The organism is Pseudomonas anuradhapurensis, from assembly GCF_014269225.2.
GTDB lineage: Bacteria > Pseudomonadota > Gammaproteobacteria > Pseudomonadales > Pseudomonadaceae > Aquipseudomonas > Aquipseudomonas anuradhapurensis.
Genome location: NZ_CP077097.1, coordinates 3,961,730 through 3,977,826, shown reverse-complemented (window position 1 = coordinate 3,977,826; position 16,097 = coordinate 3,961,730). Strand labels below are relative to the sequence as shown.

General features: G+C 61.6%; 16 protein-coding genes, 1 tRNA gene and 2 pseudogenes. 15 read left to right on the top strand and 4 right to left on the bottom strand.

Going from position 1 to position 16,097, the window contains the following annotated elements; translation table 11 throughout:
• Nucleotides 1-55: 55 nt before the first annotated feature.
• The 14 genes from HU763_RS18240 to HU763_RS18175 all read left to right on the top strand — a co-directional run bounded on the left by HU763_RS18240 (nt 56) and on the right by HU763_RS18175 (nt 10,433).
• Complete coding sequence (locus HU763_RS18240; protein ID WP_186687951.1) at nt 56-802, top strand: YebC/PmpR family DNA-binding transcriptional regulator; 747 nt, start codon at nt 56-58, stop codon at nt 800-802.
• 186 nt (nt 803-988) lie between these two features.
• Nucleotides 989-1,513 (top strand): crossover junction endodeoxyribonuclease RuvC, encoded by a 525-nt coding sequence (gene ruvC, locus HU763_RS18235; protein WP_085622805.1) that lies wholly within the window; start codon nt 989-991, stop codon nt 1,511-1,513.
• Between the two features lie 109 nt (nt 1,514-1,622).
• Nucleotides 1,623-2,240, top strand: coding sequence for a Holliday junction branch migration protein RuvA (ruvA, locus tag HU763_RS18230; RefSeq protein ID WP_170031565.1), 618 nt, complete (start codon nt 1,623-1,625; stop codon nt 2,238-2,240).
• Nucleotides 2,237-3,283 (top strand): Holliday junction branch migration DNA helicase RuvB, encoded by a 1,047-nt coding sequence (ruvB, locus tag HU763_RS18225; protein WP_170031562.1) that lies wholly within the window; start codon nt 2,237-2,239, stop codon nt 3,281-3,283. Before ruvA ends, ruvB begins: the two co-directional genes overlap by 4 nt.
• 125 nt (nt 3,284-3,408) lie before the next feature.
• Nucleotides 3,409-3,861, top strand: a complete 453-nt coding sequence (ybgC, locus tag HU763_RS18220) for a tol-pal system-associated acyl-CoA thioesterase (protein ID WP_170031559.1) — start codon at nt 3,409-3,411, stop codon at nt 3,859-3,861.
• A 2-nt stretch (nt 3,862-3,863) separates the two neighbouring features.
• The gene (gene tolQ, locus HU763_RS18215) at nt 3,864-4,559 is read left to right on the top strand and encodes a protein TolQ (protein WP_170031555.1); all 696 of its coding nucleotides are present in this window, start codon (nt 3,864-3,866) and stop codon (nt 4,557-4,559) included.
• A 14-nt stretch (nt 4,560-4,573) separates the two neighbouring features.
• A complete protein-coding gene (gene tolR, locus HU763_RS18210; protein ID WP_003254760.1) occupies nt 4,574-5,026 on the top strand; it encodes a protein TolR in 453 nt (150 codons plus the stop codon).
• Nucleotides 5,026-6,135, top strand: a complete 1,110-nt coding sequence (gene tolA, locus HU763_RS18205; protein WP_186687949.1) for a cell envelope integrity protein TolA — start codon at nt 5,026-5,028, stop codon at nt 6,133-6,135. The genes tolR and tolA overlap by 1 nt, the downstream gene beginning before the upstream one ends.
• A 26-nt stretch (nt 6,136-6,161) precedes the next feature.
• Complete coding sequence (gene tolB, locus HU763_RS18200; RefSeq protein WP_189665821.1) at nt 6,162-7,433, top strand: Tol-Pal system beta propeller repeat protein TolB; 1,272 nt, start codon at nt 6,162-6,164, stop codon at nt 7,431-7,433.
• A 53-nt stretch (nt 7,434-7,486) separates the two neighbouring features.
• Nucleotides 7,487-7,987: a peptidoglycan-associated lipoprotein Pal gene (pal, locus tag HU763_RS18195; RefSeq protein WP_015271469.1), complete on the top strand. Its 501-nt coding sequence runs from the start codon at nt 7,487-7,489 to the stop codon at nt 7,985-7,987.
• 6 nt (nt 7,988-7,993) lie between these two features.
• A complete protein-coding gene (gene ybgF / locus HU763_RS18190) occupies nt 7,994-8,800 on the top strand; it encodes a tol-pal system protein YbgF (protein WP_170031546.1) in 807 nt (268 codons plus the stop codon).
• Between the two features lie 160 nt (nt 8,801-8,960).
• Entirely contained in the window at nt 8,961-9,608 is a 648-nt protein-coding gene (queE, locus tag HU763_RS18185) for a 7-carboxy-7-deazaguanine synthase QueE (protein WP_186687944.1), read from the top strand.
• A gap of 13 nt (nt 9,609-9,621) precedes the next feature.
• Nucleotides 9,622-10,296 (top strand): 7-cyano-7-deazaguanine synthase QueC, encoded by a 675-nt coding sequence (gene queC, locus HU763_RS18180; RefSeq protein WP_186687941.1) that lies wholly within the window; start codon nt 9,622-9,624, stop codon nt 10,294-10,296.
• 61 nt (nt 10,297-10,357) lie between these two features.
• Nucleotides 10,358-10,433: transfer RNA gene (locus tag HU763_RS18175), tRNA-Lys, on the top strand.
• A gap of 633 nt (nt 10,434-11,066) precedes the next feature.
• Here the strand turns inward: HU763_RS18175 and HU763_RS25125 are convergent.
• A pseudogene (locus HU763_RS25125) lies at nt 11,067-11,207 on the bottom strand (TIGR03756 family integrating conjugative element protein); the annotation flags it as partial.
• 475 nt (nt 11,208-11,682) lie between these two features.
• On the opposite strand from HU763_RS25125, the gene HU763_RS18170 reads away from it, so the two are divergent.
• Nucleotides 11,683-12,228, top strand: a complete 546-nt coding sequence (locus HU763_RS18170) for a hypothetical protein (protein WP_186687923.1) — start codon at nt 11,683-11,685, stop codon at nt 12,226-12,228.
• 159 nt (nt 12,229-12,387) lie between these two features.
• On the opposite strand, the pseudogene HU763_RS18165 reads toward HU763_RS18170, so the two are convergent.
• The 3 genes and pseudogenes from HU763_RS18165 to HU763_RS25215 all read right to left on the bottom strand — a co-directional run.
• Nucleotides 12,388-12,656, bottom strand: a pseudogene (locus tag HU763_RS18165) (ATP-binding domain-containing protein); the annotation flags it as partial.
• Nucleotides 12,657-12,871: 215 nt separating this feature from the next.
• Nucleotides 12,872-13,831 (bottom strand): cation diffusion facilitator family transporter, encoded by a 960-nt coding sequence (locus HU763_RS18160; protein WP_186687921.1) that lies wholly within the window; start codon nt 13,829-13,831, stop codon nt 12,872-12,874.
• A gap of 161 nt (nt 13,832-13,992) precedes the next feature.
• Complete coding sequence (locus HU763_RS25215) at nt 13,993-16,056, bottom strand: methyl-accepting chemotaxis protein (protein ID WP_186687919.1); 2,064 nt, start codon at nt 16,054-16,056, stop codon at nt 13,993-13,995.
• Nucleotides 16,057-16,097 lie beyond the last annotated feature (41 nt).

Genomic DNA, 16,097 nt, shown 5'->3' with positions numbered 1-16,097 from the left:
GTCCCGCCCCGTACAGGGGCGGGGCTGTTTGTGATTCAAAGGATTCGGAGTCGTTATGGCTGGTCATTCCAAGTGGGCGAACATCAAGCACCGCAAAGAGCGCCAGGATGCCAAGAGAGGCAAGATCTTCACCAAGTGGATCCGCGAGCTGACGGTCGCCGCCAAGCAGGGCGGCCCTGACCCGGCCTCCAACCCGCGCCTGCGCCTGGCGCTGGACAAGGCGCTGGGCGCCAACATGAGCCGCGACATCATCGACCGCGCCGTGGCCCGTGGTGCTGGCACCAACGAAAGCGACAACGTCGAAGAGCTCAGCTACGAAGGCTACGGCCCGGGCGGCGTGGCGATCATGGTCGAGGCCATGACCGACAACCGTAACCGCACGGCCGCTGCCGTGCGCCATGCGTTTGCCAAGTGTGGCGGCAACCTCGGCACCGACGGTTCGGTGGCGTACCTGTTCGAGCGCAAGGGGCAGATCAGCTTTGCCCCCGGCGTGGAAGAAGATGCGCTGATGGAAGCGGCGATGGAAGCCGATGCCGATGACGTGGTGGCCAACGATGACGGCTCGTTCGAGGTGTTCACCTCGTTCAACAGCTTCTATGCCGTGCGCAATGCCCTGGAAGAGGCGGGGTTCAAGGCCGCTGACGCGGAAATCGTCATGCAGCCCACCACCAGCGCCGAACTTGACCAGGACGGTGCCGAGAAGGTGCTCAAGCTGATCGACATGCTCGAAGACCTGGATGACGTACAGAACGTCTACTCCAATGCCCAGATTTCCGATGAGATCATGGAAAACCTCGGCTAAGGTGGTCCTGGCGTTCCATGCCGGGTCTTCAAATTTGTCTGCGCTTGTGCCGGCCCCTTCGCGGGTAAACCCGCTCCCACAGGTACTGCACCGACCCTGAATGGGGTGCAGTACCTGTGGGAGCGGGTTTACCCGCGAAGGGGCCGGCACAGTTTGCAGGGATGCATCAATTTTTAGACGGGCACTATGACTCTGATTCTTGGTATCGACCCCGGCTCGCGCATCACCGGCTATGGCGTGGTACGCCAGACCGCCCGTGGTTGCGAGTACGTGGCGTCGGGCTGCATCCGCACCGGCAGCGGCGAGTTGCACGAGCGGCTGCAGATCGTTTTTCGCGGTGTCAGTGAAATCATCAGCCAGCACGGCCCGGTGACCATGGGCATCGAGCGGGTGTTCATGGCCCGCAACGCCGATTCGGCGCTCAAGCTCGGCCAGGCCCGTGGCGCGGCCATCGTCGCTGCCGCCGAAGCCGGCCTGGAAATCGCCGAGTACAGCGCCACCCAGGTCAAGCAGGCGGTAGCCGGCACCGGCGGGGCCAACAAGGAACAGGTGATGATGATGGTCATGCACCTGCTGAAACTGACGCAAAAGCCGCAGATCGACGCCTCCGACGCCCTGGCCATCGCCCTGTGCCATGCGCATACCCGCTCCAGCCTGGTGCCGCACGGCCTGGCCACGGCGCGGCGACGCGGCGGGCGCTTGCGTCTGTAGGCGCTTCATGCCCTGATACACATTTTGTGCGGGTGATACGTGCACCCGCCGCATTTGCTGATAGGGTTGAGCGGTCTTTGACCGGCTCCCCGAGAGGAAGGATCGGAACGTGATTGGACGTTTGCGCGGCACCCTGGCGGAGAAACAGCCGCCGCACCTGATTATCGACGTCAACGGCGTGGGTTACGAGCTGGAAGTGCCGATGACCACGCTGTACCGTCTGCCCAAGGTGGGCGAAAGCGTCACCGTGCACACCCACCTGGTGGTGCGCGAAGACGCCCACCTGCTCTACGGTTTTGCCGAAAAGCGCGAGCGCGAGCTGTTCCGTGAGCTCATCCGCCTCAATGGCGTGGGGCCGAAGCTGGCGCTGGCGCTGATGTCCGGCCTGGAAGTCGACGAGCTGGTGCGCTGTGTGCAGGCCCAGGACACGTCGGCGTTGGTGCGCGTGCCGGGGGTCGGCAAGAAGACCGCCGAACGCCTGCTGGTCGAACTCAAGGACCGCTTCAAGGCCTGGGAAACCTCGCCAGCCATGTTCACCCTGGTCTCCGATGGGCCGCTGCCGGTCAGCAGCAGCTCCACGGCCGAGGCTGATGCCGTCAGCGCCCTGGTTTCGCTGGGCTACAAGCCGCAGGAAGCCAGCAAGGCGATCGCCGCGATCAAGGACAAGGCTGGCCTGAGCAGTGAAGAGCTGATCCGCCGCAGCCTGAAAGGGATGATTACCAAGTGATCGAAGCCGACCGCCTGATCGCCGCCAGTGGCCGCGACCGTGAAGAAGTCCAGGACCGTGCGATCCGCCCGCTGCGGCTGGACGAGTACATCGGCCAGCCGGTGGTACGCGAGCAGATGGCGCTGTTCATCCAGGCCGCCCGTGGCCGCAGCGAGTCGCTTGACCATACCCTGATCTTCGGCCCGCCGGGTCTCGGCAAGACCACCCTGGCCAACATCATCGCCCAGGAAATGGGCGTGTCGGTCAAGAGCACCTCGGGGCCGATCCTCGAGCGCCCGGGCGACCTGGCGGCCATGCTGACCAACCTCGAGCCGCACGACGTGCTGTTCATCGACGAGATCCACCGCCTGTCACCAGTCGTCGAAGAAGTGCTGTACCCGGCAATGGAAGACTTCCAGCTGGACATCATGATCGGCGAAGGGCCGGCGGCCCGCTCGATCAAGCTCGACCTGCCACCGTTCACCCTGGTCGGGGCCACCACCCGTGCCGGCATGCTCACCAACCCGCTGCGCGACCGCTTCGGTATCGTCCAGCGCCTGGAGTTCTACAGCGACAGGGACCTGGCCACCATCGTCAGTCGTTCGGCCGGCATCCTCGGCCTGGCCATCGAGGACCAGGGCGCCTACGAGATCGCCCGCCGGGCCCGTGGCACGCCGCGTATTGCCAACCGCCTGCTGCGCCGCGTGCGCGACTACGCCGAGGTGCGCGGCAAGGGCCAGATCACCAAGGCCGTGGCCGACATGGCGCTCAACCTGCTGGACGTCGACGAGCGCGGTTTCGACCATTCCGACCGCCGCCTGCTGCTGACCATGATCGAGAAATTCGACGGTGGCCCGGTGGGGGTGGACAACCTGGCCGCCGCCATCAGCGAAGAGCGTCATACCATCGAGGATGTGCTCGAACCGTACCTGATCCAGCAAGGCTACATCATGCGTACCCCGCGTGGCCGTGTGGTTACCCGGCATGCCTACCTGCACTTTGGCCTGAATGTGCCCGGGCGCCTGGGGGAGGGTGGGGATTTTTCCGAAACGGGCGATGACTGACAGATCGAAAACGGCTTTTCGTGGTCCTAGCGCTGGCACGCCGAGGGTGCGCTGGCAATAAGACATTAATGAAGAAAAAACAGTTGCCACAGCGGATTGGCAAGCTGAGGAGTAAGCACTAGAGTATGCGCGCGCAAAATGGCCTGGAACCGTTCGCACACCGTTGTCGCGTCTATTACGAAGATACCGATGCCGGTGGCGTGGTGTATTACGTCAACTACCTGAAATTCATGGAACGTGCGCGCACCGAGCGGCTGCGGCACCTGGGCTTTTCCCAGGCGCAACTGGCCGGGGAAAACCTGTTGTTCGTGGTCCATTCCAGCGAAGCGCGTTACCACGCGCCGGCGCGCCTGGACGACGAGCTGCGGGTCACCGCGCATGTCACTGAACTCAATCGCGCCAGCCTGCGCTTCGTGCAGCAGGTCTGGCGGGAAAAGGATGAAACGCTGCTCTGCGAAGGGCAGTTCCTGGTGGCCGCCGTGCGCGCCGACACTTTCAAACCCCGAGCCATACCCCCGGAGCTGCGCGACGCCTTTGCGGCGGACGGCTCGGGTAATCAATCGAACGCAGGAGAATAAGCGTGGAAGCTAACGTCGTCGACCATACCTCCATGTGGAGTCTGGTCAGCAATGCCAGCGTGGTGGTACAGCTGGTAATGCTGACCCTGGTGGCCGCCTCGGTCACTTCATGGATCATGATCTTCCAGCGCAGCACCATGCTGCGCGCCGGTCGTCGTGCGCTGGATGCCTTCGAGGAGCGCTTCTGGTCGGGCATCGACCTGTCCAAGCTGTACCGTCAGGCAGGCAGCAACCCGGACCCGGATTCCGGTGTCGAGCAGGTGTTCCGTGCCGGCTTCAAGGAATTCTCGCGCCTGCGCCAGCAGCCGGGGGTTGACCCTGACGCGGTCATGGAAGGCGTTGCCCGTGCCATGCGCGTGGCCATTTCGCGCGAGGAAGAAAAACTCGAGCAGAGCCTGCCGTTCCTGGCCACCGTTGGTTCGACCAGCCCGTACATCGGCCTGTTCGGTACCGTGTGGGGCATCATGAACTCCTTCCGCGGCCTGGCCAGCGCCCAGCAGGCCACCCTGGCCACGGTCGCCCCGGGTATCGCCGAGGCGCTGGTCGCCACTGCCATCGGCCTGTTCGCGGCAATCCCGGCGGTCATCGCCTACAACCGCTTCTCGGCGCGCAGCGAAGTGCTGATCGGTCGTTACTACACCTTCGCCGACGAGTTCCAGGCGATCCTGCACCGTAAAGTGCACACCAGCGAAGAGTAATCAGGTAGAAGCCCATGGCCCGAGTTCGCCACAAACGCAAGCCCGTCGCCGAGATGAACGTGGTGCCCTACATCGACGTGATGCTGGTGCTGCTGGTCATCTTCATGGTGACGGCGCCCATGCTCAACCAGGGCGTGAAGGTCGACCTGCCCAAGGTTTCCAGCGAAGCCTTGCCGCAGGACAACAACGTCCAGATCCTCACCATCTCCATCAAGGCCGACAAGACCTATTACTGGAACCTCGGCAGCGAAGTCGATACCGACAAGCAGATGGACAAGGCCATGACCTTGCCAGCCATGACCGACGCAGTTACCAAGATCATTGCTGCCGGCCGTGACCAGGGCAAGCAGACCCAGGTGTTCATTCGTGGCGACAAGGCTGTCGACTATGGCGCGGTCATGGGTGCCATGGGCGGGTTGCAGAAGGCCGGTGTCGGTAACGTTGGCCTGATTACCGAGGCGCCCTGATGCAACAGCGAGAGCCATCCGCCTCGGAAAGCTACTTCTGGCCCAGTATCTGGGCCATCGGCCTGCATGTGCTGGTGTTCGCCCTGCTGTTCGTCAGTTTTGCCATGACGCCTGAGCTGCCGCCATCCAAGCCGATCGTTCAGGCTACCCTGTACCAGCTCAAGTCCAAGAGCCAGGCGACCACCCAGACCAATCAGAAGATTGCCGGGGAAGCGAAGAAAACCGCTTCGCGCCAGACCGAGGTCGAGCAGTTGGAACAGAAGAAGGTCGAGCAGGAGGCCGTGAAGGCCGCGGAACAAAAGAAAGCCGACGCCGCTCAAAAGGCCGAAGAGGCACGCGAGGCTGCCGAAGCCAAGAAGGCCGAAGCCGCTGCCGAAGCCGCCAAGGCTGCCGAGGCCAAGAAAGCCGCCGAAGCCAAGAAGGCCGAGGAGGCGAAGAAGGCCGCCGAGAAGCAGCAGGCTGACATCGCCAAGAAGAAGGCCGAGGAAGAAGCCAAGAAAAAAGCCGAAGAAGAGGCCAAGAAAGAGGCCGCTGAAGAGGCGAAGAAACAAGCCGTCGAGGACGCCAAGAAAAAGGCGGCCGAAGAGGCCAAGAAGAAAGCAGCCGAGGACGCCAAGAAGAAAGCGGCAGCCGAGGAAGCGAAGAAAAAGGCAGCTGAAGAGGCCAAGAAGAAGGCCGCTGCAGACGCCCAGAAGAAAAAGGCACAGGAAGCGGCCCGCAAGGCGGCAGAAGACAAGAAAGCCCAGGCCCTGGCCGAGCTGTTGTCCGACACCACCGAACGGCAGCAGGCGCTGGCCGACGAGCAGGGTGACCAGGTGGCCGGTGACTTCGACGACCTGATCCGCTTGCGCGCGGCCGAGGGCTGGGCACGTCCGCCTTCCGCGCGCAAGGGCATGACGGTGGTCCTGCAGATCAACATGTTGCCGGACGGTACCATCACCAACGTCAGCGTGGCCCGGTCCAGTGGTGACGGCCCGTATGACAGTTCGGCGGTGGCTGCGGTGAAGAACATCGGTCGCCTGACCGAAATGCAGGGTATGAAGCCGAGCGATTTCAACCAATATCGTTCGTTCAAGATGACATTTACACCTGAGGATCTAGCGTTGTGATTAAACGTCTGAGAGGGCTGCTGGTCATGCTGTGCTGCGTGGCAGGCATGGCCGTGGCAGAGGAAAAGAACATCCTGGTCACCAGCGGCAGCGACCGGGCCACGCCCATCGCGGTAGTGCCGTTCGGTCTGCAGGGCGGCAGCGTGCTGCCGGAAGACATGGCCGACATCATCGGTAACGACCTGCGCAACTCCGGCTACTACTCGCCGATTCCGCGGCAGAACATGATCAGCCAGCCGTCGCAGGCCAGCGAAGTGATCTTCCGTGACTGGAAAGCACTGGGCGCACAGTATGTGATGGTCGGCAGCATCGTGCCGTCGGGCGGTCGCCTGCAGGTGCAGTACGCGCTGTTCAACGTCGCCACCGAGCAGCAAGTGCTGACCGGCAGCGTGGCGGGCAGCGTCGACCAGCTGCGTGACATGGCCCACTACATTTCCGACCAGTCGTTCGAGAAGCTCACCGGCATCAAGGGTGCGTTCTCCACCCGCATGCTGTACGTGACGGCCGAGCGTTTCTCCACCAACAACACCCGCTACACCCTGCAGCGTTCGGACTACGACGGTGCACGTGCAGTGACCCTGCTGCAATCGCGTGAACCGATCCTGTCGCCACGCTTTGCGCCGGATGGCAAGCGTATCGCCTATGTCTCGTTCGAGCAGAAGCGCCCACGCATCTTCATCCAGCACATCGATACCGGCCGCCGCGAGCAGGTCACCAACTTCGAAGGCCTCAATGGCGCACCAGCCTGGTCGCCGGACGGTACCCGCCTGGCGTTCGTGCTGTCGAAGGACGGTAACCCGGACATCTACGTGATGAACGTGGCCTCGCGCCAGATCAGCCGTGTCACCGCAGGCCCGGGTATCAATACCGAGCCGTTCTGGGGCAAGGACGGCAACACCCTGTACTTCACCTCCGACCGTGGCGGCAAGCCGCAGATCTACAAGCAGTCGGTCGGTGGCGGTGGTGCCGAGCGCGTCACTTTCATCGGTAACTACAACGCCAACCCGAAACTGTCGGCGGACGAAAAGACCCTGGTGATGATCCATCGCCAGCAGGGCTTCACCAACTTCAAGGTTGCGGCCCAGGATTTGCAGCGCGGAAGTGTAAAGATTCTCTCGGAGACGAGTCTTGATGAGTCTCCCACTGTTGCGCCAAACGGCACCATGCTAATCTACGCCACCCGCCAGCAGGGCCGGGGAGTCTTGATGCTCGTGTCGCTTAATGGACGCGTGAGGCTCCCACTTCCTACCGCTCAAGGCGAAGTCAGAGAACCGTCCTGGTCCCCTTACCTGAACTGATTGCGGCGTAATACTTTTGCTTAACACACTGGGGTTTCATTAGGAGTTTCACGATGGAAATGCTGAAGTTTGGTAAATTTGCTGCGCTGGCTCTGGCCATGGCCGTAGCTGTAGGTTGCTCCTCGAAGGGCGGTGACAACGCAGGCGAAGGCGCTGCTGTAGACCCGAACGCTGGCTACGGTGCCAACGCTGGTGCTGTTGACGGCTCCCTGAGCGAAGAAGCTGCTCTGCGCGCAATCACCACCTTCTACTTCGAATACGACAGCTCGGACCTGAAGCCAGAAGCCATGCGCGCTCTGGACGTTCACGCCAAGGACCTGAAAGCCAACGGCAACCGCGTTGTTCTGGAAGGCAACACCGACGAGCGCGGCACCCGCGAGTACAACATGGCTCTGGGTGAGCGTCGTGCCAAGGCCGTCCAGCGCTACCTGGTTCTGCAGGGCGTTTCCCCTGCTCAGCTGGAACTGGTCTCCTACGGTGAAGAGCGTCCGGTTGCCACTGGCAACGACGAGCAGTCCTGGGCTCAGAACCGTCGCGTAGAACTGCGTAAGTAAGTTCTCATGCGTATGGGCCGCCGTGTAGTAACCGTCCTCGCACTCAGCCTGCCGCTCGCGGCCTGGGCTGAGGTTCCTGTAGTTGATGACAACGGGGGCAGTTATCCGCCCGCGGGTTATGGCACGAGCGGCGCCTATGCCGGGTCAGGGGCTTCGGCCCCTGCCTCTGCACAGGGCCAGCTGTTCATGCAGCTGCAACAGATGCAGGATCAGCTTTCCCGCCAGCAAGGCATCATCGAAGAGCTGCAGAACGATGTGTCGCGCATGAAGCAGGAAAACCTGGAGCGTTACCAGGACCTGGACCGTCGCATCAACAGTGGCGCCGCGCCTGCCGCGACCCCTGACAATTCCTCCGGTGGTGGTGCCTCCAGTGCCGCCCCCGATGCAGCAGCAGGTGCTGCTGCGCAACAACCGGCCGCCAGTAGCGAGCCCGGTGATCCGGCGAAAGAAAAGCTCTACTACGATGCCGCTTTCGACCTGATCAAGCAGAAAGACTTCGACAAGGCCAGCCAGGCGTTCAACGCCTTCCTGCGCAAGTACCCCAACAGCCAGTATGCCGGCAATGCCCAGTACTGGCTGGGTGAGGTGAACCTGGCCAAGGGCGACCTGCCAGCTGCCAGCCAGGCCTTCGCCCAGGTCAGCCAGAAGTATCCGAAGCACAGCAAGGTACCGGATTCGCTGTACAAGCTGGCCGATGTCGAGCGCCGCATGGGCCATACCGACAAGGTCAAGGGTATCCTGCAACAAGTCATCAGCCAGTACCCCGGCACCTCGGCCGCGCAACTGGCGCAACGTGACCTGCAGAAGCTCTGAGCCGTACCGTTTGAAAGAAACCCGCGCCTGTCGCGGGTTTTTTCGTTAGAATCACTGCCCTTTTTTCGTAAACACGCTGTTGCGGATAACGCTATGTCGAGTTCGCGACAGTGCCTGACGGAGGCGGACAGCCTGTTTAGCTGTCACGCCCGTGGCGAGCATGCAAGACACATTACGCATCACCGAAGTCTTTTACTCTTTGCAGGGTGAAACACGAACGGCTGGGTTGCCCACGGTATTCGTGCGCCTCACCGGTTGCCCCCTGCGCTGCCAGTACTGCGACAGTGCCTATGCCTTCAGTGGCGGCACCCTGCGCACCCTCGATTCGATCCTGGAGCAGGTCGCCAGCTTCAAGCCGCGCTACGTCTGCGTGACCGGTGGCGAGCCATTGGCCCAGCCCAACGCCTTGCCATTGCTGCAGCGCCTGTGTGACGCCGGTTACGAGGTTTCGCTGGAAACCAGCGGTGCGCTGGATATTGCCGGCACCGATACCCGGGTCAGCCGTGTGCTCGACCTGAAGACCCCCGGCTCCGAGGAGTCGCACCGTAACCGCTACGAGAACATCGAGCAGCTGACCGGCAACGACCAGGTCAAGTTCGTCATCTGTTCCCGCGAGGACTACGACTGGGCGGTTTCCAAACTCATCCAGTACAACCTCGCCGAGCGTGCTGGTGAGGTGCTGTTTTCGCCCAGCTACCAGCAGCTGAACGCCAGCGAGCTGGCCGACTGGATTGTCGCCGACAACCTGCCTGTGCGCTTTCAGCTGCAGCTGCACAAGCTGCTGTGGAACGACGAACCCGGACGTTGAGGAGCAACTACACATGAGCGAGAAACGCGCAGTAATCCTGTTGTCCGGTGGCCTGGACTCGGCCACCGTGGTCGCCATGGCCAAGGCCGAAGGCTATAGCTGCTATACCATGAGCTTCGACTATGGCCAGCGCCACCGCGCCGAGCTGAACGCCGCCGACCGCGTTGCCCGCGACCTGGGCGTGGTCGAGCACAAGGTGATTGGCCTGAACCTGAACGGCATCGGCGGCTCGGCTTTGACCGACAGCAGCATCGACGTGCCGGAAGCTCCGGGTGAAGGCATCCCGGTCACCTATGTGCCGGCGCGCAACACCGTATTCCTGTCGCTGGCCCTGGGTTGGGCAGAAGTGCTGGAAGCCCGCGATATCTTCATTGGCGTCAACGCGGTGGATTATTCCGGCTACCCGGACTGCCGTCCCGAGTTCGTCGAAGCCTTCGAGCGCATGGCCAACCTGGCGACCAAAGCCGGTGTCGAAGGGCAGGGCTTCCGTATCCAGGCGCCGCTGCAGAACATGAGCAAGGCGCAGATCGTGCAGGCCGGCTTGGCCCGTGGTGTGGACTACAGCCTGACCGTTTCCTGCTACCAGGCCGATGATGACGGCCGTGCTTGTGGCAAATGCGACAGCTGCCGCCTGCGTGCCGAAGGCTTCAAGGCCGCCGGTGTTGCCGACCCGACGCGATATTTTTAAAAAAAGTTGTGGTGGGGTGTTGATTTCCCGTTAGAAATCAGTATTATACGCGCCATCCAACGGGTCGTTAGCTCAGTTGGTAGAGCAGTTGGCTTTTAACCAATTGGTCGTAGGTTCGAATCCTACACGACCCACCATATTCACAGCGGTTCGTGAGTGCTAGAAAGAGGGCTTGTCCCAGCCATGTCTAGTCTTGCAGCCGTTTGGAGCGAACCTTAGGCTCGCTTCATCGTGATTCAATATGAAATAGCCCGCAGCCTGCATTGGTTTGCGGGCTTTTTCGTTGGTCCAGCCAGCGTTAGCACCTGCCTTCATTCCGCTCCCACCTGCGCCTAGTGCTCAAAGAAAAAATCATCAAAAACAGCTTCGTAGCTGAGGCAGATCATCGTTTTTCCGCCACGGCCAGTCCTACCTATTCCGGCATGCTTTAAAAAACTGCAGTTATAGCTGAGGTGTCAGCTCCACCTATACGACCCGACGGCGTTGACCGATGGCGCTATGTCCATCAGGGTGGCAGGGTCGAAAGCGTCTTCCGAGAGGCTGCATGGGGGGAGGCCAAGGTCAGTCCAGAGAGTGCCAGGCCATCCCACCCCAGTTCGTGTGAGAGCTCCGTCGTAGGTGCGGAAATTTGCTCCAGCGGATATTTGTCAGGGCGCTTCTGCTTTGGTAGCGCGGCGAGTAATTCGTAGGCGGTAGGTGACTCGAGTTCGAGTAGGCTGCGAATTTCCGTGGGGGTAGTTTTCTCTGGGAGTAGTCTCGATATCCGCAGCAGGCGTGCAGAGCAGCCAGTAGCAGATGCCGACCACTTTGTACTCAAGGCAGGTAGGCGAACGGGTGGAGGCGATAATCGCCGCCGAGCTGATGGCCGCTGATGCTGAGAACGGGAGTGCTGCTGTAAGAAGACCGGTCAGGGTGAGTCTGGGGGCGCCTCATCATCGCTCCCTTGCACGGTTGTGAGTCATGGAGCTGCACCTTGGGTGGGGACCGATTTAGGAAAACGGATCAGCCCTTCACGCGCAGCAGAAAATAGGAAACAGAGGATGCTCGGATTTTATGACAGGACTAGAGGAATCTCTTCTTGAAGCGAATCTTCACTAGGATCACAATCCTGCCCTTGAGGCAATACTAAGTCCAAGCTGATGCGGCACGATGTAGAGAGAAACAGTGGCGATGGTGAAGAGGGAGGTTCGGCCATTCATCGAAGCTGTACCGGTCCGAGCAGTGTCCTTTGGGGAATAGACAACTTCCTCATATGAAATATGCATGAGGCATTTTCCGGGTTAGTGCCAGCCGTCTTGAACTAAATCAACGTCCGTTCAGTGCGTGTTTGGTTAATGGCGAGAGGTGGTGTATTCCAGTCTGCTGACAGTTTATAGGACATAAGTCATGCAAAACAAGAAATGCATTTGGAAATGTGGTTCGATTTTTATTTCGGTATTGATGCTGTCCGGCTGTTCCACAGTGGCAAATCTAAAATCTTTTACCACGGCATACCAGGAGCCGTCGGCTGCGACCTCAAGTAGGCTAAGAGTTATAACTGATCAAACGGTTCGCCTGGTACCAGATAGTACCTGTGTCGATTGGTCCGTGCCTGGTGCTGGAATAGTTAATTCAAGGTCGTTGGCTGTTGCAAATAATCGTAAGTTCAATGACCGCATGCTGGGAGTGCCGGGTGGTGATAGAGTAAAAAATAGCTCCGAAGTTTATATTAAGCCGGGCAGTCCTATTGTTCTGGTTTATGCAGGGGTACCATCAAGCCGAAGGTATCAGTGCTTTACCAGCCTGTACTTTATTCCAGAGGCCGGAGCTGACTATGAGGCCGTTACTGGTTTGTGTTACATCAAAATCGCAAAAATCGTCAAGGATGAGGGGGCGGGAGAGATCCGTCGCGAAACTGTTGTAAACCGCGAAGCCAAGATTTGCTCCCCTTGAAGGAAGGGGAGGGTCATTCAACTAGGCGACCGATGTACTGCCCTGATGGTAGGAGGTGCTCTTGAAGATCCATGCGCCGCTAGTCGCGTTCTTGAATGGGATAGCGACAAACTCAGCGCGGTGTTCGATTTTCTTGCTCATGTTTTTTCCTCTATTTAATCAGCCGCACGCTTGACGTGCACCGGGGGCGAGCGCGTCGACGTAGCGTTCCATAAGGGGCAGCACCAGACTGTTGATCGCCAAGATCTTCATCGCTCGGGTGACGGCCACATATAGAAGGTTCAGCTCATCATCTCGTCGGCCTGGATTGATATCGGGTGAGAGCGGGTCTGACGTAAGTCGTCGAAGAGCCCGACGAAATCCCACTCCTGGCCTTTCGACTTGTGGGCAGAGGTTAGCGTGATAGTTGCGTCAAGCTCCTTATCCACCAGCTACGTCAAAGCCCGCTACCGGCAACGGCCGCGGGCTTTTTCGTTTTTCAATGCCTAGATACGATCAACCGGCTTGTGCCCGCTTGTAGGAGCGGCCTTGTGTCGCGATCGGGCCGCAAAGCGGCCCCAGCAGATCATGCACTGCTGTTGCATCCCGACCACGACACAAGGCCGCTCCTGCACCTGCACCGGGCGAGTGACCGTCAGCTGCTTTACTCAGCCCACTCCGGGTCCCCGGTAAACACCACCGTCAGCCAACGGTCCGGCCCTTCGCCACCCACCGCATCCCCGATCTCGTTGCGCCACGCATCCCATTCATCGATGGTTTTCGCCGCCATGCCCTTGGGCACGATGAAGTACAGCTCGATCTCCCGCGAACGCCCGACCTTGGCCACATAGGCGCGGTACGACTGCAACCCGTGGCGCGCGACGAAAGCCTTGGCAACTTCATCAACATGCAACTTGAGGTCGCCCGGCGTCACCAGGAAAATCTCCGAAAGCGCCTGGCGCACCACCGACATCGGCAGTGGCACGATCACCAGGCACACCAGCGCCAGCACCGCCGGGTCGATGTACGGCGACAGCCACTCCCATGGCGTGCCTTGCACGGCGTAGCCAAAGCAGAAGGCGATCAGCAGGGCGGCGGTGATGCTGGCCGACATTACCCAACCCTTGACGTCCATGCGCACGAAATCCGAGCCCAGCCTGCGGTTGGCGCGGGCCTCGATGACGGCAATGGTCACGCAGGCGATGACGGTCAGCACCGCGTAGACCATGGCGATGCCGAACTCCAGGTGGCGCCCGCCTTGCAGCAGGCTGCTGACGGCGTTGATCAGTGCGTAGATGGCCACGCTGCTGAGCAGGATGCCGTTCAGCGCCAGCACCATCGGCTCCAGGTGCCAGAAGCCCATGGTGAAGCGCTCGCGCAGCTTGCGCGACATCTGCACGCTGGTGGTGTGCGAAGTGATCAGCCTGACCACCACCAGCGACAGCCCGCTCATGCTGGCGTCGGCCAGCGAGTACACGCCATCGAAGATGATGGAGAACGAGCCGGAGGCCAGGCCGAAGGCGATACCGATAAGGGCAATGAACAGGGTGACGGTGATCGAGGTACGTAGCAGGCCCTGCTCGCTGGTGATGTCGAAGAAGGTAGATCTGGTTGCGGTTTGCATAAGATGTGCTCGGTAAAAACATTGATTCTGTATCGCCTGTCAGGGCCAATGCGCCTTTTCGCGGGCTCGCCCGCTCCCACAGGTCCGGTGCCGCCTTCGGAGTCGGTACAAAACCTGTGGGAGCGGGCAAGCCCGCGAAAAGGCGCATTGGCCCTGACAGGTTAGACGCGGAACTGTTCCATCAGCGCCTGCTGCTGGTTGGCCAGCCGGTTCAGCGCCTGGCTGATGCGCGCCGATTCGTCGGCCTGGCCCGCCAGCGATTCGGTCACATCGCGAATGCCAGCCACGTTGCGGTTCACTTCCTCGGCCACCGCACTCTGCTCTTCGGCGGCCGAGGCAATCTGCAGGTTCATGTCGCTGATCACCGCCACCGCCTCGCCGATGCGCTGCAGCGCCGGCAGCGCCTGTTCCATGCGCGAGGCGCTGTCCTGGGCCTGGCGCTGGCCTGCATGCATGGCATCGACGACATCCTGGGTGCCTTGCTGCAAGCCTTCGATGACCTGGCGAATTTCCTCCACCGAGGTCTGCGTACGCTGGGCCAGGCCGCGCACTTCATCGGCGACCACGGCGAAACCACGCCCGGCTTCGCCGGCACGGGCTGCCTCGATGGCGGCGTTGAGCGCCAGCAGGTTGGTTTGTTCGGCAATGCTGCGGATCACCTCCAGTACCGAACCGATCTGCCCGCTGCGGTGTTCCAATGCTCGCGCTTCGCCCATGGCGGCGTCCATGTCGGCGGTGAGGCGGTCGATACCCTGGCGCGTACTGTCGATCAGTTGCAGGCCTTCGCGGCTGGCCTGGTCGGCAGCGCGTGCGGCCTGGGCTGCTTGCGAAGCGTTATGGGCGACATCCAGGGCGGTGGCGCTCATTTCGTTGGCCGCAGTGGCCACCTGTTCGATTTCACGGTGCTGTTGCTGCATGCCGTTGCTGGTCTGGCTGGCGATGCCTGCCGACTGGTCGGCGGTGTCGCGGGCTTGCTGCAGTGAGCCTTTGACCTGGGCGATCACCGGCTGCAGCTTGTCGAGGAAGCGGTTGAACCAACCGGTGAGCTGGCCCAGTTCGTCCTGCCGGGCGTAGTCCAGGCGCCGGGTGAGGTCGCCCTCACCGCTGGCGATGTCTTGCAGGCGCGCCGCCACCGCCAGGATCGGCCGGGACACGCCGCGGGCAGTCAACCCGACCAGCAACAAGCCGGCTAGCGCAGCGCCCAGGCCCACCAGCAGGCTGATCAGGTTGGCGCTCTGGTTGTGCTTGCCCAGGCGCTGGTTGAGGGCGACGGCGGGGGCCTGCAGCGCGCTTTCCGGCACGTCCAGCAACACTTGCCAGGGCGCAGCGCCGGGTATCGGTGTGAAAGGGTGGGCCACGCGCAGCAGGCCTTCGGTGACCGTCTTGTCCATCGGATTGCCGAGCGTGCTGGCGTCGCGGCTATTGCCAGCCAGCAGGCCCGTGGCGCTGGCAATACTGACCTGGCCCTGGCCGTCGAACAGTTCGCTGCGGCCGTCCAGGCTCAGCTGCTGCAGGTTGGCCAGGCCGATGTCCAGGCCGACCACACCGACCACCTTGCCATGCTCCAGCAGCGGCAGGGCGATGCTGGTCATCAGCACCTGGCGGCCATTCACCTCGTCGAGGTAGGGCTCCAGCACGCAAGCGCTGGCGGTGTCCTGCGGGCAGGTCAGCCAGCGGTTCTTGGCCACGCCATTGCTGCCGATGCCGGCATCGCCAAGCATCGATTCCGGCATGGCTTCGAACTCGAGGGTGCCGGGGCGGGGCTGGGACCAGTACAGCGAGAAGCGCCCGCTGTCATTGCTGCCTGCGGCATCCTGGCCGACATACTGGCTGTCCGGGCCAAGGGCGTCGGGCTGGAACACCAGGTACAGGCCGATCACATCCGGGTTGGCGCCCAGGCTGGCCTGGGCCTGGCGCGTCAGTTCGGCGCGCAGGTCGCTGCCGCCGCGGGCCTTGAGCACCTGCACCAGGCGGGCGAAGCCATTGGCGTACTGATAGGCGTCCATGAAATAGCGCTGGATGCGCAGCGCCTGGTTTTCGGCGAGGGTTTGCAGGCGCAGGCGCGCGCTGCTGTCGAGCATCTCGCTGCTGGCCTGGTTGACCAGTGCCGCGCTGCGCCGGGCCTGGGCCAGCGAGTTGGTCACCAGCAGGGCGACGATTGCCAGCAGGCACAGGCCGGCGAGCAGGGTGATTTTCCACTGGATGGAGAGGCGACGCAGCGGCATCAGGGCTTTCCTTTTCGAGCAAATGCAACGCCCGCGATCAG

Coding starts and splice junctions, on each gene's coding strand:
- HU763_RS18160 (WP_186687921.1), bottom strand. CDS start 13,831: ATGCAAACCGCAACCAGATCTACCTTCTTCGACATCACCAGCGAGCAG.
- tolR (WP_003254760.1), top strand. CDS start 4,574: ATGGCCCGAGTTCGCCACAAACGCAAGCCCGTCGCCGAGATGAACGTG.
- HU763_RS18170 (WP_186687923.1), top strand. CDS start 11,683: ATGCAAAACAAGAAATGCATTTGGAAATGTGGTTCGATTTTTATTTCG.
- ybgC (WP_170031559.1), top strand. CDS start 3,409: ATGCGCGCGCAAAATGGCCTGGAACCGTTCGCACACCGTTGTCGCGTC.
- queE (WP_186687944.1), top strand. CDS start 8,961: ATGCAAGACACATTACGCATCACCGAAGTCTTTTACTCTTTGCAGGGT.
- HU763_RS25215 (WP_186687919.1), bottom strand. CDS start 16,056: ATGCCGCTGCGTCGCCTCTCCATCCAGTGGAAAATCACCCTGCTCGCC.
- ybgF (WP_170031546.1), top strand. CDS start 7,994: ATGCGTATGGGCCGCCGTGTAGTAACCGTCCTCGCACTCAGCCTGCCG.
- tolB (WP_189665821.1), top strand. CDS start 6,162: ATGCTGTGCTGCGTGGCAGGCATGGCCGTGGCAGAGGAAAAGAACATC.
- HU763_RS18240 (WP_186687951.1), top strand. CDS start 56: ATGGCTGGTCATTCCAAGTGGGCGAACATCAAGCACCGCAAAGAGCGC.
- ruvC (WP_085622805.1), top strand. CDS start 989: ATGACTCTGATTCTTGGTATCGACCCCGGCTCGCGCATCACCGGCTAT.
- pal (WP_015271469.1), top strand. CDS start 7,487: ATGGAAATGCTGAAGTTTGGTAAATTTGCTGCGCTGGCTCTGGCCATG.
- tolA (WP_186687949.1), top strand. CDS start 5,026: ATGCAACAGCGAGAGCCATCCGCCTCGGAAAGCTACTTCTGGCCCAGT.
- queC (WP_186687941.1), top strand. CDS start 9,622: ATGAGCGAGAAACGCGCAGTAATCCTGTTGTCCGGTGGCCTGGACTCG.